This window comes from Ensifer sp. LC163 (assembly GCF_001695855.1).
Taxonomy (GTDB): domain Bacteria; phylum Pseudomonadota; class Alphaproteobacteria; order Rhizobiales; family Rhizobiaceae; genus Ensifer.
In genome coordinates, this window is record NZ_MBSS01000022.1 from 25,451 (window position 1) to 47,112 (window position 21,662).

Here is a 21,662-nt window from a genome sequence, read left to right on the forward strand (position 1 = left end):
GGATAGCCTCCAATGGATATGAACGAAATCAAAGAGATCTTCTTCCAGGAATGCGAGGAGCAGCTCGCGGAGCTGGAATCTGGTCTTCTGAAGCTCAATGACGGCGACCGCGATCCGGAAACGGTCAATGCCGTGTTTCGCGCGGTGCACTCGATCAAGGGTGGCGCCGGCGCCTTCGGGCTCGACGACCTCGTCTCCTTCGCCCATGTCTTTGAGACGACACTTGATTGCGTTCGTTCCAACAGGCTCGACCCCGGTCCCGAGGTTTTGAAGGTAATGTTGAAGTCGGCCGACGTTCTGGCCGACCTGACGAACGCCGCCCGTGATGGCGGTAGCGTCGACGAGGCGCGCAGCCGCCAGTTGATCAAGGAGCTCGAGGCGCTTGCCAATGGCGAAGTGCTGCAGGCATCGGCCGTTGCCGAACCGGTCGTCAAGGCCGCCCCGGCGGTCGCAGCCCCTGTTGTCAATGACGAAGGCTTCCAGCCCGTTGCGTTCTCCTTCGACGATTTCGAGGCGGATGAACCGGCGCTGATGGAGATGCCGACCTACGAGATCGTCTTCAAGCCGAAATCCGATCTCTACGCCAAGGGCAATGAGGCAACGCTGCTTCTGCGCGACCTCTCCCGCCTGGGCGACATGAGCATCCATTGCGACATGGATGCACTTCCGACGCTCGACCGCCTGAGCCCGGAATCCGCCTACTTCTCCTGGAAGGTATCGCTGAAGACGGACAAGGGCGAGGACGCGATCCGCACCGTATTCGAATTCGCCGAGTGGGATTGCGACCTCGAGGTTTCGCTGGTCTCCGACGATGCTGCCGCTCCGAGCGAGGAGCTGCCGATGCAGCCGGTGCCGTTCGACCTCTCGATCCTCGACGACGAGCCGGCTGTTTCGGTCGGCGTGATCGAGGAAGAAGAACAGCTGGCAGCCCAGCAGGCGATCCGCGATGCGGCCGTCTCCGCTGCCGGCACCGCCAGCAACGTGCTGCAGATGGCGCAGTCCGCCACCCGCACGCCCGCTGAAAAATCGGCCGGTGCCGCCGCCAGCGCTGCGGCGCAATCTGCAGCCGCGCAACAGGCAGCAGCGTCCGCCGCGACGCCGACCATCCGCGTCGATCTCGATCGCGTCGACCGCCTGATCAACCTCGTCGGCGAGCTCGTGATCAACCAGGCAATGCTGTCGCAGAGCGTGATCGAAAACGACGCCAACGGCACCTCGTCGATCAACATGGGCCTCGAAGAGCTGCAGCAGCTCACCCGCGAGATCCAGGATTCGGTGATGGCGATCCGCGCGCAGCCGGTAAAGCCGGTGTTCCAGCGCATGTCGCGTATCGTGCGCGAAATCGCCGACATGACCGGCAAGTCGGTCCGCCTCATCACCGAAGGGGAAAACACTGAAGTCGACAAGACGGTCATCGACAAGCTCGCCGAGCCGCTGACGCACATGATCCGCAACGCGGTCGATCATGGCCTCGAAACGCCCGAGAAGCGGCTTGCCGCCGGCAAGAGCGCCGAAGGCACCGTGCGCCTGACGGCCAAGCATCGGTCGGGCCGTATCGTCATCGAACTTGCCGATGACGGTGCCGGCATCAACCGCGAGAAGGTGCGCCAGAAAGCGATCGACAATGATCTGATCGCCGCCGACGCCAATCTCTCTGACGAAGAGATCGACAACCTGATCTTCCACGCCGGCTTCTCCACCGCCGACAAGATCTCCGACATTTCCGGCCGCGGCGTCGGCATGGACGTGGTCAAGCGCTCGATCCAGGCGCTCGGCGGCCGCATCAACATCTCGTCGAAGCCCGGCCATGGCTCGGTCTTCATCATGAGCCTGCCGCTGACGCTGGCCGTGCTTGACGGCATGGTGGTCACCGTCGCCAACCAGACGCTGGTGGTGCCGTTGACGGCGATCGTCGAAACTTTGCAGCCGGAAGCGGCCGCAATCCATTCGTTCGGCTCCAACCAGCGGCTGATTTCGATCCGCAACTCTTTCTGCCCGCTGGTCGATGTCGGTCGCATCCTCAACTTCCGCGCCAGCCAGGCAAACCCGGTCGAAGGCGTAGCGCTTCTGGTGGAATCCGAAGGTGGCGGCCAGCGTGCGCTGATGGTGGACGCCATCCAGGGCCAGCGCCAGGTCGTCATCAAGAGCCTCGAGGCCAACTATACCCACGTGCCGGGCATCGCGGCCGCGACGATCCTCGGCGACGGTCGGGTGGCGCTCATCCTCGACGTCGACACGATCGTGGCCGCCTCGCGTGGCCAGTCGCTGAAGCCTGAAATGTCTCTCGCTGCTGCCGGATGAATGTGATGACCTATGCCGCAAAAAATCTGACCACGGACGGACGGGAGCTGATCGCTTTCCGCGTCGGCGATCAGGAATTCTGCGTGAACGTGATGTCCGTGCGCGAAATCCGCGGATGGACGCCGGCGACATTGATGCCGCATGCGCCGGCCTACATGCTCGGCATCATCAATCTGCGTGGAGCGGTGCTGCCGATCGTCGATCTCTCGGCGCGCCTCGGCATGAAGCCTGCCGAACCGACGGTCCGCCATGTCATCATTGTCGCCCAGGTGAAGAACCAGGTGGTTGGGCTGCTCGTCGACGCCGTCTCCGACATTCTGACGATCACCGACGACAAGATCCAGCCGACGCCTGATGTCATCTCGTCCGAATTCGAGAGGAGCTTCGCCCGTGGCGTGCTCGCGATCGAAGGTCGGCTGATCTGCCTGATCGAACTCCAATCTGTCTTCCCGCAGGAAGAAAGGGAAGCAGCATGAGAAACCAGGCCGTTCTCGAACAGAAGCAGTCACCCGACGAGTGTCTGGCAAGCGGCGAGTATCCGCTGACGCGCCGCGATCTCAGTGAGATCGCAGCGATGATCTACGCTGATGCCGGCATCTACCTCAACGAGACCAAGGCATCCCTGGTCTATTCCCGCCTGTCGAAGCATATCCGCAATCTCGGGCTGAAGGGGTTCCGCGAATACTGCCAGCTGGTCTCCTCGCCGGCAGGCGCTGCCGCCCGCCGCGACATGCTTTCGCATCTGACGACGAATTTCACCCGCTTCTTTCGCGAGAACCATCACTTCGAGCATCTGAAGACGGAGGTTCTGCCGGAACTGATCGCTCGCGCCAACGCCGGCGGTCGCGTGCGCATCTGGTCTGCGGCCTGCTCTGACGGGCAGGAACCCTATTCGATCGCGCTGACGGTGCTGTCGCTGCTGCCGAACGCGGCCGATTACGACTTCCGCATCCTCGCCACCGATATCGATCCGAAGATCCTGGCGCTGGCGCGGGCCGGCGCCTATGACGCCACCGCGCTCGAGACGGTCAATCCGGCCATGCGCAAGCAATGGTTCGACGAGGTCAATGCCGGCGGCCGCTTCAAGTGGCAGATCGATGATCGCGTCAAGCGGCTCATCACCTTCAACGAGCTGAACCTGATGGCGCAATGGCCGTTCAAGGGGCCGTTCGATGTCATCTTCTGCCGCAACGTGGTGATCTATTTCGACGAGTCGACACAGATGAAGATCTGGTCGCGCTTTGCCGGAATGCTCGGCACCAACGGACATCTTTACATCGGTCATTCCGAGCGCGTGTCGGGCGACGCCAAGTCGCAGTTCGACAACATCGGCATCACCACCTACCGCCACACCGGCAAGTTTCATGGAGGACGGGTATGACCGCACCCGCTCGCGTTCTCGTCGTCGACGACTCGGCCACCATGCGTGGCCTGATCACCGCAGTTCTCAATTCCGATCCGGGCGTGACCGTCGTCGGCCAGGCTGCCGATGCGATGGAAGCACGTCAGGCGATCAAGCAGCTCGATCCCGATGTGGTGACGCTCGACATCGAGATGCCGAACATGAACGGCCTCGAATTCCTCGACAAGATCATGCGCCTGCGGCCGATGCCCGTCATCATGGTCTCGACCCTGACCCACAAGGGTGCCGAGGCGACGATCGCAGCACTTGAGATCGGCGCGTTCGATTGTGTCGGAAAGCCCCTTCCGGGGGATCCGAATCCTTTTGCCGGTCTCGTCGACAAGGTGAAGGCGGCCGCGCGCTCGCAGCGCAAGTTCATCATCACCGGCAACAAGGCGGCAGCGCCGGCGGCGGCCAATGCCAATGGCGCCTCCGAATATCGGGCAGGGCGCAAGATCATCGCAATCGGCGCCTCCACCGGCGGCGTCGAGGCTCTGATCACGGTGTTGCAGAAGTTCCCGGCGAACTGCCCGCCGACGGTGATCACGCAGCACATGCCGCACACCTTCACCAAGAGTTTTGCCGAGCGGCTCAATCGCCTGTGCGCGCCCGCGGTGCAGGAAGCAACCGATGGCGCGCGCCTGGAAATCGGCAAGGTCTATCTGGCCCCGGGTGGCGAGCGCCACCTGCAGGTCGTCAATCCGACGGCGCCTTGCTGCCGTCTTGTCGATCGCGATCCGGTCAACGGGCACCGTCCTTCGGTTGACGTGCTGTTCGATTCGGTCGCCGAACTTGCCGGCCGCAATGCGATCGGCGTCATTCTGACTGGCATGGGCCGCGACGGCGCATCCGGTCTCCTGAAAATGCGGCATGCCGGGGCAAAGACCTTCGGACAAAACGAAAAGACATGCGTCGTCTACGGCATGCCGAGAGTTGCATATGAATTGGGTGCCGTCGAAACGCAGCTCCCCCTCGGTTCCATCGGGGAAGAGATACTGAAGACAGCGGCGCTCCGGAAGGAAGGAAGCGAATAATGTCCATCGCCGAAAAAATAAAAGTACTGATCGTTGACGATCAGGTCACGAGCCGCCTGCTTCTGGGCGATGCCTTGCAGCAGCTGGGCTTCAAGCAGATCACGGCCGCCGGTGATGGGGAGCAGGGCATGAAGATCATGGCCCAGAACCCGCATCACCTCGTCATCTCCGACTTCAACATGCCGAAGATGGACGGCCTTGGCCTGCTCCAGGCGGTGCGATCCAACCCGGCCACCAAGAAGGCGGCGTTCATCATCCTGACGGCGCAGGGCGACCGCGCGCTGGTCCAGAAGGCAGCGGCGCTCGGTGCCAACAACGTGCTCGCCAAGCCGTTCACCATCGAAAAGATGAAGGCCGCGATCGAAGCCGTATTTGGGGCATTGAAATGAACATGGAAGCCGTCGGCAAGCGCGTGCATGTCATCCAGGGCGAGTACAAGGTCTTCAACGATCCCAATGTGGTGTTGTCGACCATTCTCGGTTCCTGCGTGGCTGCCTGCATGCGTGATCCCGTGGTCGGAGTCGGCGGCATGAATCATTTCCTGCTGCCGGGGGCGGCGTCCTCGCCTGCTTCCGGCGGTGATGCTACCCGCTACGGGGTCCATCTCATGGAACTGCTGATCAACGGTCTGTTGAAGCAGGGCGCCCGCCGCGATCGGCTCGAGGCCAAGATCTTTGGCGGCGCCAAGACCATCGCACGGTTCTCGAATGTCGGCGAGCAGAATGCCGCCTTTGCCCGGCAGTTCCTGCTCGACGAAGGCATCCGCATTGTCGGCGAGAGCACGGGCGGCGAACACGGCCGGAAGCTCGAATACTGGCCGTCGTCGGGCCGCGCCCGTCAGTACGCACTGACAGGGGTGGAAACCCAGCGCACGGTCCAGCTGGAAGAGCGCCCGGTGGTGGCGCCGCGTCCGGTCGAAAGCTCCATCGAATTCTTCTGATCCTGCGGGGCTTGCTCCGCAGGCGAACCCTACGCCTGCACCATCGCCACAGAAACCACGTGAGAACCGCCAATGCAGACTGACTACCAGGCCCACATGCCGCACGTGGAAGAATCGCTGCCCGAAGTGTTGATGCGCGTCGTCACCGAACTTCACGACGTCGCCTATCTCATCGAACGGATCGAGCCGCAACTGCTCGGCGGTCGGGGCGCCTCGGCACTGGACAATCCCGACGAGATGATGGTGCTGCAGGGCATCGATCTGGCCGTGCAGAAGACCCGCGGCCTTGCCGAGTTCATCGATACGATCACGGCCGCGATCCCCGATACCTGCCTGGTCGACGTGACCACGGCCGTCAATCTGGTCAAGCTCGCCGACATGAAGAAGACGCTGGGCAACGGCATGCTGCGCCACGGCCATTCGCAACCGTTGACGAAGGCAGCGGGCGACTTCGAGGCGTTCTAGAGCACTTCCCAGGAAAAGTGCGACGCGGGTTTCCGTCAGGGAATGCGTAAAAACCAAGAGATCGATCGTCTCCGCGACGCCGTTTAAGACGGAAGCCTTCTAGCCCTTGCGGCTGTACCGGCCGCCGGTACAGCCAGATTTCTCGACAGCCATATCCCCGGAATTCCCCGAGACTGCAGGCGAAAGCCAAGTTCGCGCAAGTTTCGTTTCCTACGGTCCGGATCGGGGCTGATGGATTCGCGTGTATTGGAAGTCGTTACGGGGCGCGCGAAACCCAGAAAACCAAATGTTGGAACTGCGCAGGGCGCTCGTCGGATGACCGGCTCGAATGTCCTGCGATACTGGGTGCGGAAACAGAATGAGTCTGTTGAATCAATTTTCGATGTTCACGAAGAACCTCGCCAGCCTGGGGCAAGGCAAGCTGATAGCGCTGGCCGCTGCCGGCATTATCGCCGTCGGCCTGGTCTTGGGGGCTGGCATCTACGTCAACAGGCCATCGTTCGAGACGCTCTATGTCGGGCTCGAGCGAAGCGATGTCACCCAGATCAGCATTGCACTTGCCGAAGCCAACATCGACTTCAATGTCGGGGCGGATGGCGGCAGCATCCAGGTTCCGGTCGGCATGACCGGCAAGTCCCGTCTGCTGCTCGCCGAGCGCGGCCTGCCGAGCAGCGCCAATGCCGGCTACGAACTCTTCGACAATGTCGGCTCGCTCGGTCTGACCTCCTTCATGCAGGAAGTCACCCGTGTTCGCGCGCTCGAGGGTGAAATCGGTCGCACCATCCAACAGATCTCCGGTATCGCCGCCGCCCGCGTCCACATCGTGATGCCCGAGCGCGGTAGCTTCCGCAAGGCAGACCAGAACCCGACCGCCTCGGTGATGATCCGCGCCAGCGCCACGGTCGGCCGCAATGCCGCCGCTTCCATCCGCCATCTCGTCGCCTCGTCCGTACCGGGGCTCGACGTCGATGACGTCACCATCCTCGATTCGACCGGTCAGCTTCTCGCTTCGGGCGACGATCCGGCCAACAGCGCCCTCAACCAGTCGCTGGGTGTCGTGCAGAACGTCCAGACAGAGCTTGAGAAGAAGATCGACAACGCGCTTGCTCCATTCCTCGGCATGGACAACTTCCGCACCAGCGTTACGGCTCGTCTGAACACCGACACACAGCAGATCCAGGAGACGATGTTCGACCCGGAATCGCGTGTCGAGCGCTCCACCCGCGTGACCAAGGAAGAGCAGAAGTCCAGCCAGCAGCAGCCGGACAATGCCGCAACGGTACAGCAGAACATTCCTCAGGCCGCCCCGAGCGGCGGCGCCGGCCCGCAGTCGAACGATCAGGCCGAGAAGAAGGAAGAACAGACCAACTACGAGATCAACAGCAAGACGATCGCGACCGTGAAAAACAGCTACACGGTCGAGCGCCTGTCGATTGCCGTGGTCGTTAACCGTGGCCGCCTTGCTGCCATGGTCGGCGAGCCCGCCGATCAGGCGAAGATCGATGCTTATCTCCAGGAGATGCAGAAGATCGTGTCGTCGGCCGCCGGCATCGACGCGAACCGTGGCGACGTCGTGACGTTGAACGCGATGGACTTCGTCGAGACGCAATTGCTCGATCAAGCCATTGCCGGCCCGGGCATCATGGAGACGCTGACGCGCAACCTTGGTGGCATCATCAATGCGCTTGCCTTCGTGGCCGTCGCTTTCCTGGTGGTCTGGATGGGCATGCGGCCACTCGCCCGGCAGCTCGGCCTCGGCGGAAACGCCGGCCAACTCGAAAGCGAAGCCGCTGGTCTCGAACTGCCCGACTTCTCTCCTGCGACTGCCGGGGCTGGTGGCGCCCTCATGGACGGCTTCGGTTCGGACTTCGGCTTCGACAGCGGCGACGATCTGCTCAGCATGGGCGAAGACGCCGGCAGCTTCAACCGCCGCGTCAAGGAGGGGCCGGAAAGGCGCCTCGCCCGCATGGTCGAGATCAGCGAAGAGCGCGCCGCAAAGATTCTGCGCAAATGGGCTCTCGAGAAAGCTGCCTGATCACACACAGAAATCGTCTGATAGAGCAAAATCCCGCCGCTCCGGCGGGATTTTTCGTTTCAATGGCGTTGCGGATGCGGGGGATTGCCGCCATGTCCGGTGCAAATATTGTGCGAGTCTCTGCGGCTGCCGGTATCGGCCGCTGAATCCGCGACAAGAAGCGTTGCGTCGGCGCCAGAGTCATGGGTGCGATCCGCGATTGTAATACTTTAACGAGATCTTAATTTTTAGATTCCGCCGTCACCGCCCGGATGCAGCCGGTAGGCCGGTTTACTGTCGCCGCTCTGGTCAATACATAGTTTAATTGGAATATAAATTGGATTATTCGATAATAATCCGTAACGTATTCGAGTTTTATATATTGATAGGCTGCGGTTGTTCGATCGAATAATTGATGCATTTCCGCAACAGGCATCACTCTAAAGTAAAATATGCCTCTATTCGAAGCTTCTCCTGAGTCTGCTGAATGGCGAGATTTGGGCTGGATTTGCGCTCAACGCGGCGCACGGCGCTGCGCGAAGTCGATGCGGCAGCGGAGCAGGGGCGATTCGAGCAGTAAAACTCTCTTAAATATCAATGCTATGTCAAAAGATGCGCTGCGCGAGGCTCGGATTCGGTGATAACGAAGCGACATCTTGGCGAATCGTTTCATGAAAGGGGGGTGAAGTAAATAGCGAGAAGATGGCGGTGGTTTTTTTTGAGGACGGATGTACATTTTTAACAGTTGATTCGCGTCCTGAATTGCGACTGGTGGTGATATTCGGCTTGGGCCGGCTGTTGGCGGCGACAGTGCAAGCGCAGGTTCCAGGGCGGTGAATCCGGCACGGGGGCTGACATCATGGACATTTCGCAAGCAGACATAACTGTCTGGCCTTTGCCGACAGCGTCGACACGCATACGCGGTGGCAGGCTCACGCGTGATCAGTTGTTCCGGCGGCTGCGCGAAATGGCGGGGCGTGCCAATCTGGCGAGCGGGCTTGCGGCGCTGACCGAATATGTCGGAGCGAGCCATCATCTCCTGGCACGGTACGATCTCTCTCAGGACAACGGCCTCGACTTCGTCGTCTGCTCGGACTGGCCGTTCGACATCGTCAGGCGCCTTTCGGGCATCGTTACTGGGCTTCATGCCAAGACAACCGAGCTTGAAAAATGCCTCTCGGTGCTGCAGCCAATGTTCTATGCGCTGCCTGATGACATCGACCTGCCGCGCGGCATCAGCCGCGAATATTGCGCGGTCACCTTCAATGTCGGGCGGCTGCGCTTCTCGTTGATGCTGCTCGTTCCCGAGGATGTGATCCTCTCGCAGGAGAGCCTGCGCGATGTGACCCTGCTTGCCGGATACCTCGCAAGCTTCACCACCCGCGCCGAAGTGCGGCACGATCGCGACTTCGAACTCACCGACCGTGAACTGGAGTGCCTCTTCTGGATCGCCGAGGGCAAGACGAGCGAAGAGATCGCCGTCATTCTCGGGATCTCGCGCAACACGATCAACAACTACATCACCAGCGTCATGCGAAAGACGGCCACGCGAACCCGCTCGGAAGCGATTGCCTATGCCGTCCGCAACAACCTGGTCTGAGAGGCGAGGCCGATGACCCATTTTCTCGCCAATGGACGCAGCGACGACGACCAACGGCACAGCCGCAGCGGCAGGGCGGCGCGCGCGGCGACCCTGATCACGCGATTGCAGGCGATGCAGCGTCAGATCAACGCCAAGCACTTCGCCGTCCTGCGCCTCAACGGCAAGGGCATGGGCGCGGTGCGCATGCTGGCTTGCGTGCTCGACAACTGGGGCATCTCCTCGGAAGCGAATGCGCACGATCTCATAACCGTCTACGGCGAGGAGTTGACGGCGCATCTCGATACGTCACTGCTGCCGGTGCTTTGGGACGGCCTGGGCGAACACCAGGCGGCGGAGATGTCTGAATTCGGACACTTCGCCCACCGTCTGAAAGGGCGCAAGCTGCCCTATTCCGGTATCGCTTTTCCCGTGCGGCTCGGTGCCCAGGGCAACGGATATGTCGTCTTCGCCGGCAGCTACGTCGATGCGACGACCGAACAGGTCGTCGATCTGCATGGCCGCAGCTGCACGATCATGACCGACCTTCTGGCGGCCGACGAGAAGCGCATGGTGCAGGCCGAGACGCTCAGCGACCGTGAGATCGCCTGCCTGCAAATGGCTGGTGACGGTCATATCAGCGAAGAGATCGCCGAACGGATGGGGCTCTCCGTCCACACGGTCAACGCCTATCTCGGCGCCGCGACGACCAAACTCGATTCGGTCAACCGTATCCAGGCGATCGCCAAGGCTATTCGCCTCGGCTACATCAGTTGACGGCCCAACGGTTCAGCTCGCCAGAGGCAGCTGGTACGACGTACTGAACTTCGCTTCCGCGAGGCTCTTTGCAAGAAAGGCCGTGTTCTCGTCCGGATCCGCCGATGGGTTCTGGAAGGCGATGTGGCTGATCTCGATGCCGGCGGTGTCGTTGCCGAGCGAGAGGCGCACGTAAATGGTCACGCCGCGCGGTTTGAGCTCGAGATCGAGCACGATTTCCGGCTCGCTGTCCCAATCCAGGTTGTAGTTGCCGCCGAGACCGAAATTGACCGTTCCGGGCAGGAAATAGAGCTCGGCGGCCGATTCAACGAGGTCAGCGAGGCTGGCGTAGGATTCGAACCGCAGGAGAGCGATGAAGTCCGCAGCGTCGATGAGACGCAACTCGGTCGCCACTGGGCGGATCGCTTCGGCTACTATCTGTTCCCGACTCTCGGAGAATTCGCACTTTTTCATCGGCGTTACGTCATCCGTTTTGGTTGCGATTGCGCATGCACCCTGTGAATGAGTTCGGCAACTGCCTTGTAAAACACGGGTGGAATCACACTATCGACCGAGACTTGTGCAAACATGGAGCGTGCAAGCGGCGGATCCTCGAAGACGGGGATGCCGTTTTTCTCTGCAATCTCGCGGATTTTCAGGGCGACGAGGTCCTGGCCGAGCGCAACGACCACCGGCGCGTCGCTTTCTTCACGGACGTAACGGAGCGCTACGGCATAGTGCGTCGGGTTGGCGATCACCAGCGTCGCCCGTGGCACGGATGAAATCATGCGTTTGCGCGCCCGGTCGCGCTGCATGGAACGCAGGCGCGACTTGACGATCGGGTCACCCTGGGCCTGCTTCATCTCCTCTTTTACTTCCTGCTTGGTCATCATCAGTTCGGTGTACCAATGATGACGCGACCAGAAGAGATCGGCGATCGCCAGCACGGCCGTCGCCAGCATGATGACGATCATCACCTGATTGAGATCGGACGTCATCGCCGAGAAGATAGTCACCGGATCGGAGAACATCAGGTCGAGCGTCGCGAAGTAGTCGTTCCAGAGAACGAGCACCACGAGGATCGACACGATGATGATCTTGAACAGCGACTTTCCGAACTCCACCAGGCCCTGGACGCCGAAGATGCGCTTCAGGCCGGCCATCGGCGAAATCCGGTTCATCTTCGGCTGGATGCGATCGAGCACCGGGCGCGGCAGGTTCTGAAAGATCGATGAGCCGACACCGAAGACGATGAGCAGCACGAAGACGGGAACGAGCAGCGCCGTCGACTTCCAGGCGAGGTGCGTCATCAATGCGACGACATCCGTGGCGTTGTTCAGCCGCCAGGCTTCCGGCTGCTCGAAGATGTCCTTGAGCGCCTCGGCGACCGTGCTGGCACCGTCGGTTAGGAAGAACACGAAGAAGATGTAGATCGCCACCGTCGAGGCAAAGGTGGTCGCCTCGCGAGAGAAGGGCACGTTGCCCTTGTCGGCGGCGTCGGAGATCTTTTTCTCCGACGGGGACTCTGTTTTGCTGTCCTTATCCTGATCGTCCGACATGCGACAGGAAGTCTCCCGACCGGTTTCCGCAAGCCAGCGCTGATCTTGCGCTGCCTGTAGTGAACCCGGAAACCAGGGCAGACAAGGGTCTCGTCGGGGCAATCATGCGGGGTCAACAGGAAATGCGCGCTGTTGATCCCGCCAACGCAGAAACGCGGGCTCTGGGCCCGCGTTATGGTTCTACGACTGGGCTTTGCGCCGGCCTTTAAGAGGTCTCCCGGCGGCCGGGAGGGATCAGGCGGCCTGCGCTTCCTTCTCCTTCAGCTCCAGCTGGCCGCTTGCGGCAAGGCGGATCGCCTCCTGGGTGATCGAGCGGCGGGCAATGGCGATATCGCGCGGGTTAATGCCGGCATCGCCCATGGCAAGATCGGATTCGATCATGCGGCGCTGGCGTGCGCCGATCGAGGCGAGCACCGATTCGCGCAGGTCCGAGGTCGAACCGCGCAGCGCCATGGTGATGATGTCGGTCGAGACATCGTTGAAGAGCTGAACGCGGCTGCGCTGCGGCATGTAGAGAACGTCGTCGAAGAGGAAGATCTTCGGGCGAACCTTCTTGGCCGACTCGGTGCTGAGAGATTCGAGCGAAGCGAGCAGCGTGTCGACCTGCGGCTTGTCGAGCTCGTTCATCACCTCGGCGATCTTGGTCGGGCCGGCGGAATTGCGCTCGGCTTCCATCTCGCCGATCATTTCCATGACGCGGTTCTCGATGATCGACGCAGCCTTGGGGCTGACGTCCTTCATGTTGACCGCACGCTTCAGGATATCCGGCCGCTGCGCTTCGGAGAGCTGCAGCAGCACCTTCGCGCCGAAGCTCGAAGGCATCATCGACAGGACATAGGCAATGGTCTGCGGATGTTCCCTGGCCAGCTGCAGCGCGACCGCAACCGGGTCGCATTCCTGCAGGCGGTCCCAGATATTGGCTTCGTAGGACTGGAAGGTGGCGCGGCGGCCGAGCAGGCCGTCGACTTCATCAGGGGTCAGGCCTTCCTCCAGAATGCTCTCGATGGCCTTGGCATTGTCCATGAGGCCGGCGCCCTCGGTGAAGAGGTCCTCGAACTCGTTGACCAGCGCTTCCAGTTCGTGAGGAGGGATGGCCCGTAGCGACTGCGCGGAGGCGATGATCGCCTGCAATTCGCTCTGGGTGAAGAACTTCAGCAGCTTTCCGGCGACGGACTTGCCCATCGCCAGGAGAACGGCCGCCGCCTTATCCGTCTGGTTGAGAGGCCTGGAAAGTGCCTGCGCCTCAAAACTCTCGAAATCCATCATGGATTCATCCCTCGCCCAATCATCGGGCTCTATGATTTCTTGCTGCCCTTGATCTCGATGAGCTTGACGCCGAACCGGGTGTCGTCGCCTTCGAGAACGGTAATTTCGCCGCGGCCGATGATGCGGCCGTTGACCATGATTTCGACCGGTTCGCCGATCCGCCGGTCCAGCGAAATCGTGGCGCCTTCGGTCAGGTTCATGAGACCCGAGACCTGCATGCGGCTGGTGCCGAGAACGATCTGGACATCGATCGGAATGTCCATGATCAGGTCGAGATTGGCGGTCATGCCGCTGCCGGGCGGCGTATCGATGGCGGGCTCACCGGCATCGAAGGCGGATGCGCCGAAATCGCCTGCGCCGAAGCTGCCGGCACCGAAATCCGTAGCGGCCGGGCTGGCCGACAGGTCGCTGCCGAAGCTGTCCGAACCGAAGTCGCCACCAAAGGCGCCAAGGCCATCGGCAGGAGCGGCGAAGTCGCCGAATTCGGCGGTGCCGCCAAGTGTGTCTTCGCTGCCGAACTCAGCGCCGAAGCCAGCCGGCGCGTCCGTGTCCTTCTTCAGAACACCGCGCAGATCGTCGATCGCCTGGTCGAGTTCCATGTCTCCGACAGCGACTGCGGCCTGTTCGTTGATTGGTGCTTTCTTGGGTGCCATGTGCGAACTATTCCAGTTGAAGCTTGCCTCAGGCCTACTGCCTGGCGACGGCGAGCCGAATTAACTCATGATGTGGCGAAGGATGTCCTGTTCGGAACCGTGGGTGTCCTTGACCCGCACGGTATATTTCGCACCCGATCGACCGAACTCGCAGACATAGAGATCGCGGCCGTTGGCATTCACGTCGACGCGAACGTCCTGGGCATCGTGGAAGGGAATGACGTCGCCGGCCTGGAGGCGACTGATCGTCTCGAGCGTCAGGCTTTCCAGCCGGATCCGCGCCTCGATGGTGACGGCGGAGCGGCGAACCTGCTCCTCCATCTGTTCGGTCCATTCGGACTTCTGCTTGCGGTTCTGTCCGGCGCCTTTTGGAAAGACGATCTGCGTCTTCAGGAGCACGCTTTGCGGCACGATGATCGAGAAGGTCGACAGCACCGGGCCGAAGCCGATCGTCATGTCGATCGCTGCCGCATGAACGTCCTCGACCGCCGGGTCCGGTTTGCCGCGGGCCGCACTGTTGTGCGCGCGGGCAACGATCGGTTCAAAACCGCCCGATGCATTGACGGCCGTGCGCAGCACGTCGGCAATCTTTTCGAAGATCGGTTGGGCGACATCGATTTCGATGGGGGAAAGCACACGCGGCTGCGGCTCTTCGATATCGGTCGGCTCAGCGCCGAGCAGCGCCTCGACCATGGTGATGATGATCGGGCTGTCGCAGCCGATCTGAAAGTCCGGGGACCAGTTGCGCAAGGAGACGTCGCTGATCAGCACGCCGTGGCCGAGCTCGGTGATCAGATTGTTGCGAAGTCCGGTGCGGAAGCCAGCATAGCCGATGGCGATATCGAGGCCGGTTTCCGCTTTGCAGATGTCGGGGAGGAATTCGCCGAACACCTGGCCGAGATCGAGTGCCACTCGACCGATCGCGCGGTCGTCGCCGAGCGCGCCGGTCATGCGCGCCAGCAGTTTCCTGTCGAAGGGATGAACGTTTGTTGTTGTTCCTGACATCATCGGATCAAGCCGCCTTGCTTTCGCTGCCGCCGCCGGGGTTCATCATTTCCTGCTCGACGGCGTCGATCGAGGGACGCTCGTAGGCCGAGATCGTCTTGCGGCCGTATTCGAGCGCAACCTGCGGAACCGAGCCGTTCATGTAGGCAAGCAGCGTCTGCTTGACGATGATGTAGAGCCGGTTCTGCTTCTCGCGGACGGATTTGATGTTGGCGACCAGCGGAGCGACGATCGAGTAGGAAAGGAACACGCCGAGCAATGTGCCGACGAGTGCGGCGGCGATCTTGGCACCGAGAACCTCCGGCGCTTCGCTGATCGCGCCCATCGCCTTGATGACGCCGAGAACCGCCGCGACGATGCCGATCGCCGGGAAGGCGTCGCCCATGATCGTCAGGGCGTGGTAGGACTTCATCTTGTCGTGGGTGATGGTCTGGATTTCCTCATCCATCAGTGCCTCGATCTCGTGCGAGCGGGCGTTGCCGATGATGATCAGGCGGACGTAGTCGCAGATGAAGGCCGTCAGTTCCTTGTTCTTCAGAACGGTCGGCGCCGACTGGAAGATCGAGGATTCCTCGGGGTTGTCGATGTGGCTTTCGATCTCGTTGCGCGACTTCGTCCTGAGATCCCGCATCAGCGAGTAGAGAACGCCGAGCGTATCGAGATATTCCCGCTCCTTGGGAACCTTATGGCGAAAGGCTTCGCCGAGGGCCTTGCCGGTATCCTTCACCACCTTCATGGAGTTGGCCATGATGAAGCCGCCGATACCGGCGCCGCCGATAATCAGCAGTTCGAAAGGCTGGTTGAGGACTTCCATGTGGCCGCCCATGGCCACGTAGCCGCCGAGAATACAGCCGAAAGTCACAAGAAGCCCGATGATGATGTTCATTTTCGATACCCGTCACGATCCCATTTTCGTCTAACGGGATAAGGTTTCTTCCTTGCGTGAGGCTGGCCGTCGAGGCCGCGGAAATCATTGCGTGGAACAGGTTCGCGCAAGCCAATCCGGTCAGGATTTGGTATGGCCGGCTCTCCAGTCGCGCCCGTCTCACTCCGCTAAGGGCGACCGATCGTGACCACGACCTATACGAGCTACAAGCTGATCACAGCCGACTTGAGCAAGTCGCTGGAGCGCGTCGCCAAACAGCCGGACGTCGCCCGCGAGACCGAATATTACCTCTCGAAGATCGGTGATATCAAAACTATCGACCAGTTCTTCGCCGACACGCGCCTCTACGACTACGCGATCAAGGCACACGGCCTTGAAGACATGGGCTACGCCAAGGCCTTCATGCGCAAGGTGCTGACCGAGGGCGTCGACAACGAGGATGCCTTCGCCAATAAGCTGACCGACAGCCGCTACAAGCAACTGGCCGAATCGCTGAATTTCGCCCGCCAAGGTGAGGCTGCCACCTCCTTCGATCGCGCCCAGAAGGGCGTTGTCGACAAATACGCCCGCCAGACGCTGGAGCAGAGTGCCGGCGAGGAGAATGCCGGCGTGCGGCTCGCGCTCTATTTCGCCCGCATGGCGCCGTCGATCACCAGCGGCTACGCCATCATCGCCGACGAGGCGCTGGCGCAGGTGGTGCGCACCACGCTGCAGCTGCCTGACGAATTCGCCGGCACCGAGGTCGATCGTCAGGCGGCCACCTATGAGGCGGCAATCGATCTCAAGGACTTCCAGGATCCGGCCAAGCTGACGGACTTTCTCGATCGCTTTACTGCCCTCTGGGAAATCAACAATTCAACGGACGGTTATGACCCGCTTGCGGTTTTCGGCTCGTCGAGCGGCTACGGCATCTCTTCCGATCTGCTCCTGTCCATCAACAGTCTGAAACTCGGGGGACGCTGAACGTGCAGACCGGTCTTTATGTCGCGATTTCGTCGCAGATGGCGCTTGAAAAGCGCCTCAACACACTTGCCGACAATATCGCAAACTCGGGCACCGTCGGTTTCCGCGGCACGGAAGTGAAGTTCAACCAGATGCTCGGCGATACCAAGCCGACCAAGGTTTCCTACGTCAGCAAGGGCGAAGAGTTCCTCAATACCAGCAACGGTTCGCTGACGCGCACCGGGGCTGCGCTGGATTTCGCCGTCAAGGGCGACGCGTGGTTCCAGATCGACACGCCCTCGGGCCCGGCCCTGACGCGTGACGGTCGCTTCACCCTGACCGAAACCGGCGACCTGGTCACCATTCGCGGCTATCCGGTTCTCGACACCGGCGGCGCGCCGATCCAGCTCAATGGCTCGGCCGGCGACGTGACCGTCGGCGCTGACGGTGCTCTGCACCAGAACGGTGTCGCCGTCGCCTCGCTCGGCCTCTACCAGGCGGACTTCAGCAAGGGCTTCATGCGCCTCGACAACAGCGCCGTACTCCCGGCGGTACAGCCGGAACCGGTCGTCGATCGCTTCGACGTCGGCGTCATGCAGGGGTTCCTCGAGGAATCCAACGTCAACGCCATCGCGGAAATGTCGCAGCTGATCATGGTCACCCGCGCCTTCGACAACATCACCGCGCTGATGCGTGACAGCGAAGGGTCGCTTGACGAAGCGATCAAGACACTCGGTGGCAGCCGCTAAGGCGTGACGGGAAACGGAATGGAACGCGAAGGCCTGAAGACGAGCGCCGCATCGACATCGCTGGCTGCCCTTGCCGGCCTGGTCGAACGCTACGCCAAACCTGAACACTCGATTGCGCCGGGCGGCCACGTCCAGACAATTTCTCCTGGCCACTATACCGTGACCGGCCTGTCGCGACATGTTCGGCTTGGCGATTTCGTCGCACACAAGAGTTCGACTGGAACGCATCTCGGCGAAGTGGTCCGGGTCGAGCCCGAGCGTGTCGTCGTCTGCCCGATCGAGCCGGGCGACCCCATCGGCATCCACGACACTGTCATCCGCAAGGGCGCCTTCCGCATTGCGCCGACCGACCAATGGTGCGGCCGGGCCATCAACGCGCTTGCCGAACCGATCGACGGCCTCGGCCCGCTGCTGCAGGGCGATGTCCGCCGCTCGATCTCCAATACGGCGCCGCCGTCGATGACCCGCAAGCGCGTGGAACAGGGATTCCGCACCGGTGTGCGGGCGATCGACATCTTTTCGCCGCTCTGCCTCGGGCAGCGCCTCGGCATTTTTGCCGGTTCCGGCGTCGGTAAATCGACGCTGCTGTCGATGCTTGCGCGCGCCGATGCCTTCGACAAGGTCGTCATCGCGCTGGTCGGCGAACGCGGCCGCGAAGTGCGCGAATTCATCGAGGACACACTCGGCGACAATCTTTCCAAATCGGTGGCCGTTGTCGCGACCAGCGACGAAAGTCCGATGCTGCGCAAGATGGCGCCGCTGACCGCCGTCACCATCGCTGAGCACTATCGCGACAACGGCGACAACGTGCTGTTGATCGTCGACAGCGTTACCCGTTTTGCCCATGCTATCCGCGAAGTGGCGACCGCGTCCGGCGAACCGCCGATCGCCCGTGGCTACCCGGCTTCGGTCTTCACCGAACTGCCGCGCCTGCTCGAGCGTGCTGGTCCGGGCGCCGAGGGGGCCGGCACCATTACCGCGATCATCTCGATCCTCGTGGACGGCGACAACCACAACGATCCCATCGCCGACTCGACGCGCGGCATTCTCGATGGACACATCGTGCTCGAACGCAGCCTGGCGGAAGAGGGGCGCTATCCGCCGATCAATCCGCTGGCGTCAATCTCCCGTCTGGCGCGCAAGGCCTGGACGCCGGACCAGGAAAAGCTGGTGTCGCGGCTGAAGGCGCTGATCCATCGCTTCGAGGAAACGCGCGACCTGCGCCTGATCGGCGGCTACCGTCCGGGCGGTGACCCCGATCTCGACATGGCGATCAAGCAGGTGCCGGTGATCTACGACGTCCTGACGCAGACGGCGAGCGAGCCGCCCACACAGGATGCATTTTCCGATCTTGCCGGCGCGCTGAAAGCCGCGGCTATGGGCAATCAGCCGGGTGCTGCAGGGATGAGGCCGAGGTGATGGGTGTGACCGACTACGACGCGGACGAAACGATCCGCCAGCGCAAGCGTGATTCCCGCATGCCGATGATCGACAAGGCGCTGGCCGCGACCGGCATCATGCTGGCGGCTCTCGCGACCTTTTTCCCCTGGTATGCCTTCTTCAACCAGGACAAGTTCACGATGCCGCCGCTCTGGCAGGGCTCGACACGCGACCTGCCGGAAAAGCCGGCGCGCAGCGTCCTGTCCGTCTCGCCGTTGGCAATGTCCGACATGGATGGCGAGACCGTCGCGGCGATCGACCAGCTGACGACGGCGACCATTCCAAGCCTTGGAGGCGGTCCGGCCGCCGATGGTGCGGCACCGAAGGAAGACCTTGAGCAGCCGTTCCCGGGCAAGTCCGGCTTCAAGCTGATGCATGTCGCCAACGGCCGCGCTCTGATCGAGGACACGACCGGCATGTACATCGTGCGCATCGGCTCGATCCTGCCGGACAACAGCCGACTGGCGACGCTTGAAGAGCGCGATGGGCGCTGGGTGATGATCACGTCGAGCGGCGACGTCTATCGCGCCGACTGACCCGCCACCCGCATGTCCTGAAAGTCTTTCTCCGCTGCGGGTCCATCGCAACCCGCAGCGGATGATGTCGCGCGCATCCGGACGTGTTCGGGCACCAGCGCCAAGCTTGTTTCCAACGACAAGTCCCACGCAAGATTACCGACCTAGGTTCGCATCACCAAGCATGGAGCTTTTGATGCAACCGATTCAGCTTTTCGAACTCGCGTCCCGGCAGGCCCAGTGGCTGACCGTCCGCCAGAACGTGGTGGCCGGCAACATCGCCAATGCGAATACGCCGCACTACAAGGCCAAGGACGTCAAGCCGTTCGAAAGCGTGTTGGAAAACACCGGCATCCAGATGGCCGCGACCCACAAGGCGCACTTCACCGAAAGCCTCGAAGCCTCGCAGGTGGCCGAGGTCGGCATGCTCGACGGTGTTCAGATCCAGCAATCCGGCAACAGCGTCGCGATCGAGCAGGAAATGATGAAGACCGGTGAGATCAAGCGCGACTACGAGCTCAGTGCCGGGCTCGTCAAAGCGTTTCACCGAATGATGCTCATGACGGTACGGAAGTAACAACCATGGATCCTTTGACTTCGGCCATGAAGGTCTCGGCCTCCGGTCTGCAGGCGGAATCGACCCGCCTGCGCATCGTTTCCGAAAACATTGCCAATGCCCGCTCCTCCGGCGACGTACCCGGCGCCGATCCGTACCGGCGCAAGACCATCAGTTTTGCAGCCGAGGTCGACAGGGCCAGCGGCGCGTCGCTTGTCGAGATCGAGCGGCTCGGCACGGATGATTCGAACTTCACCATCGAGTTCGACCCGGGCAACCCGGCCGCCGACGAGAAGGGCATGGTCAAGATGCCGAACGTCAACATCCTGGTTGAAATGGCCGATATGCGCGAAGCCAACCGCGCCTATGAAGCCAACCTGCAGACGATCAAGCAGTCGCGCGACCTGGTTTCCCAAACAATCGACCTGTTGAGAGCATCACAATAATGATCGACGCAATTAATTCTGTCGGCGCATTTTCGGTCATGAAAGAGGCCGAAGGTACTCGCCTTACGTCCTCTTCGTCGTCGATTTTCGGTGCGGCTGCCACTACCCCGGCGGCTCCGCAATCCCAGAGCTTTGCCTCGGTTCTCGGCGACATGGCGACCGACGCCATCGGCGCCATGAAGAAGGCCGAAGGTGCCTCGCTTGACGGCATCCGCGGCCAGGCGAACACCCGCGAAGTCGTCGATGCGGTGATGAATGCCGAGCAGTCGCTCCAGACCGCAATCGCGATCCGCGACAAGGTGGTGACCGCCTACCTCGAAATCGCGCGCATGCAGATCTGAAGGAACGAGACATGAAGGCCCTTTCCATTGCCGCAACCGGCATGAACGCCCAGCAGCTGAACCTTGAAGTGATCGCGAACAACATCGCGAACATCAACACGACCGGCTACAAGCGTGCCCGCGCAGAGTTTTCCGACCTGCTCTATCAAACCGAGCGCGCCCAGGGCGTGCCGAACCGTTCCAACCAGGCGATCGTTCCGGAAGGCGCGATCATCGGTCTCGGCGTCCAGACGGCCGCCGTGCGCAACCTGCATATCCAGGGCAGCCTCGTCAGCACCGGCAACGACTATGACCTCGCACTGGTCGGTCGCGGCTGGTTCCAGGTCGAAACGCCGGATGGAGAGACGGTCTATACCCGTGCGGGCGCCTTCAACAAGAATGCCCAGGGCCAGCTGGTCACCATCGACGGCTACACCGTCGTGCCGGGCATTACCGTTCCGCAGGACGCCACCGAAATCGCCTTCACCAGCTCCGGCCAGGTCATGGTGCGCATCGGCAACGATCCGGCGATGCAGGAGATCGGCCAGCTGACGATCGCCAACTTCATCAACGAAGCGGGCCTCGAGCCGCAGGGCGAAAACCTCTTCAAGCAGACGCCGGCCTCCGGCGAGCCGATCGTTGGCACGCCGGCAGACCCGGGCTTTGCTCTGATCAAGCAGAAGTATCTCGAAGCGTCGAATGTCGATCCGGTCAAGGAAATCACCGACCTGATCTCGGCCCAGCGCGCCTATGAGATGAACTCCAAGATCATCCAGGCCGCAGACGAAATGGCGGCTACGGTGAGCAAGAACCTCAGGTAACGGAAGAGGGGGC

At 61.7% G+C, this 21,662-nt stretch carries 24 protein-coding genes; 18 read left to right on the forward strand and 6 right to left on the reverse strand.

The features are described 5' to 3' along the window. Positions 1–12: 12 nt before the first annotated feature. The 10 genes from BC360_RS18115 to visR all read left to right on the forward strand — a co-directional run bounded on the left by BC360_RS18115 (position 13) and on the right by visR (position 10,512). A complete protein-coding gene (locus BC360_RS18115; protein ID WP_065796387.1) occupies positions 13–2,301 on the forward strand; it encodes a chemotaxis protein CheA in 2,289 nt (762 codons plus the stop codon). Between the two features lie 5 nt (positions 2,302–2,306). Continuing rightward, positions 2,307–2,777, forward strand: a complete 471-nt coding sequence (locus BC360_RS18120) for a chemotaxis protein CheW (protein WP_065796403.1) — start codon at positions 2,307–2,309, stop codon at positions 2,775–2,777. Next, complete coding sequence (gene cheR, locus BC360_RS18125) at positions 2,774–3,682, forward strand: protein-glutamate O-methyltransferase CheR (RefSeq protein WP_065796388.1); 909 nt, start codon at positions 2,774–2,776, stop codon at positions 3,680–3,682. The genes BC360_RS18120 and cheR overlap by 4 nt, the downstream gene beginning before the upstream one ends. After that, positions 3,679–4,737 (forward strand): protein-glutamate methylesterase/protein-glutamine glutaminase, encoded by a 1,059-nt coding sequence (locus BC360_RS18130; RefSeq protein WP_065796389.1) that lies wholly within the window; start codon positions 3,679–3,681, stop codon positions 4,735–4,737. Before cheR ends, BC360_RS18130 begins: the two co-directional genes overlap by 4 nt. Then, complete coding sequence (locus BC360_RS18135; RefSeq protein ID WP_025425902.1) at positions 4,737–5,126, forward strand: response regulator; 390 nt, start codon at positions 4,737–4,739, stop codon at positions 5,124–5,126. Before BC360_RS18130 ends, BC360_RS18135 begins: the two co-directional genes overlap by 1 nt. Further along, entirely contained in the window at positions 5,123–5,677 is a 555-nt protein-coding gene (gene cheD, locus BC360_RS18140; protein WP_065784645.1) for a chemoreceptor glutamine deamidase CheD, read from the forward strand. Before BC360_RS18135 ends, cheD begins: the two co-directional genes overlap by 4 nt. 72 nt (positions 5,678–5,749) lie before the next feature. Beyond that, positions 5,750–6,142, forward strand: a complete 393-nt coding sequence (cheT, locus tag BC360_RS18145; protein WP_065796390.1) for a chemotaxis protein CheT — start codon at positions 5,750–5,752, stop codon at positions 6,140–6,142. A gap of 358 nt (positions 6,143–6,500) precedes the next feature. Next, a complete protein-coding gene (gene fliF / locus BC360_RS18150) occupies positions 6,501–8,177 on the forward strand; it encodes a flagellar basal-body MS-ring/collar protein FliF (RefSeq protein ID WP_065796391.1) in 1,677 nt (558 codons plus the stop codon). An 838-nt stretch (positions 8,178–9,015) separates the two neighbouring features. Beyond that, on the forward strand, positions 9,016–9,756 hold the full coding sequence (gene visN, locus BC360_RS18155) for a transcriptional regulator VisN (protein ID WP_065796392.1): 741 nt from the start codon (positions 9,016–9,018) through the stop codon (positions 9,754–9,756). Between the two features lie 12 nt (positions 9,757–9,768). Next, on the forward strand, positions 9,769–10,512 hold the full coding sequence (gene visR, locus BC360_RS18160) for a transcriptional regulator VisR (RefSeq protein WP_065796393.1): 744 nt from the start codon (positions 9,769–9,771) through the stop codon (positions 10,510–10,512). 12 nt (positions 10,513–10,524) lie between these two features. Here the strand turns inward: visR and BC360_RS18165 are convergent, their stop codons facing one another. The 6 genes from BC360_RS18165 to motA all read right to left on the reverse strand — a co-directional run bounded on the left by BC360_RS18165 (position 10,525) and on the right by motA (position 15,860). Then, the gene (locus tag BC360_RS18165) at positions 10,525–10,965 is read right to left on the reverse strand and encodes a hypothetical protein (RefSeq protein WP_065796394.1); all 441 of its coding nucleotides are present in this window, start codon (positions 10,963–10,965) and stop codon (positions 10,525–10,527) included. A gap of 5 nt (positions 10,966–10,970) precedes the next feature. Continuing rightward, positions 10,971–12,050: a flagellar biosynthesis protein FlhB gene (gene flhB, locus BC360_RS18170; protein WP_065796395.1), complete on the reverse strand. Its 1,080-nt coding sequence runs from the start codon at positions 12,048–12,050 to the stop codon at positions 10,971–10,973. Positions 12,051–12,284: 234 nt separating this feature from the next. After that, complete coding sequence (fliG, locus tag BC360_RS18175; protein ID WP_065784652.1) at positions 12,285–13,316, reverse strand: flagellar motor switch protein FliG; 1,032 nt, start codon at positions 13,314–13,316, stop codon at positions 12,285–12,287. Between the two features lie 29 nt (positions 13,317–13,345). After that, positions 13,346–13,969 (reverse strand): flagellar motor switch protein FliN, encoded by a 624-nt coding sequence (gene fliN / locus BC360_RS18180; protein WP_065796396.1) that lies wholly within the window; start codon positions 13,967–13,969, stop codon positions 13,346–13,348. Between the two features lie 60 nt (positions 13,970–14,029). Then, complete coding sequence (locus BC360_RS18185; RefSeq protein WP_065796397.1) at positions 14,030–14,977, reverse strand: FliM/FliN family flagellar motor switch protein; 948 nt, start codon at positions 14,975–14,977, stop codon at positions 14,030–14,032. Between the two features lie 4 nt (positions 14,978–14,981). Next, positions 14,982–15,860, reverse strand: coding sequence for a flagellar motor stator protein MotA (gene motA / locus BC360_RS18190; RefSeq protein WP_053250472.1), 879 nt, complete (start codon positions 15,858–15,860; stop codon positions 14,982–14,984). 183 nt (positions 15,861–16,043) lie between these two features. On the opposite strand from motA, the gene BC360_RS18195 reads away from it, so the two are divergent. From BC360_RS18195 to flgG, 8 genes are all read left to right on the forward strand, one after another. Then, complete coding sequence (locus BC360_RS18195) at positions 16,044–16,823, forward strand: DUF1217 domain-containing protein (protein ID WP_065796398.1); 780 nt, start codon at positions 16,044–16,046, stop codon at positions 16,821–16,823. A gap of 2 nt (positions 16,824–16,825) precedes the next feature. Continuing rightward, positions 16,826–17,551: a flagellar basal-body rod protein FlgF gene (flgF, locus tag BC360_RS18200; RefSeq protein WP_065796399.1), complete on the forward strand. Its 726-nt coding sequence runs from the start codon at positions 16,826–16,828 to the stop codon at positions 17,549–17,551. Between the two features lie 18 nt (positions 17,552–17,569). After that, entirely contained in the window at positions 17,570–18,970 is a 1,401-nt protein-coding gene (gene fliI, locus BC360_RS18205) for a flagellar protein export ATPase FliI (RefSeq protein WP_025425916.1), read from the forward strand. Next, a complete protein-coding gene (locus tag BC360_RS18210; RefSeq protein WP_065796400.1) occupies positions 18,970–19,527 on the forward strand; it encodes a flagellar protein in 558 nt (185 codons plus the stop codon). The genes fliI and BC360_RS18210 overlap by 1 nt, the downstream gene beginning before the upstream one ends. 175 nt (positions 19,528–19,702) lie before the next feature. Further along, on the forward strand, positions 19,703–20,083 hold the full coding sequence (flgB, locus tag BC360_RS18215) for a flagellar basal body rod protein FlgB (protein WP_053250510.1): 381 nt from the start codon (positions 19,703–19,705) through the stop codon (positions 20,081–20,083). Between the two features lie 5 nt (positions 20,084–20,088). Beyond that, the gene (flgC, locus tag BC360_RS18220) at positions 20,089–20,508 is read left to right on the forward strand and encodes a flagellar basal body rod protein FlgC (protein WP_053250468.1); all 420 of its coding nucleotides are present in this window, start codon (positions 20,089–20,091) and stop codon (positions 20,506–20,508) included. Next, on the forward strand, positions 20,508–20,849 hold the full coding sequence (locus BC360_RS18225) for a flagellar hook-basal body complex protein FliE (protein ID WP_065784658.1): 342 nt from the start codon (positions 20,508–20,510) through the stop codon (positions 20,847–20,849). Before flgC ends, BC360_RS18225 begins: the two co-directional genes overlap by 1 nt. Positions 20,850–20,860: 11 nt before the next feature. After that, complete coding sequence (gene flgG, locus BC360_RS18230) at positions 20,861–21,649, forward strand: flagellar basal-body rod protein FlgG (protein WP_065784659.1); 789 nt, start codon at positions 20,861–20,863, stop codon at positions 21,647–21,649. Positions 21,650–21,662 lie beyond the last annotated feature (13 nt).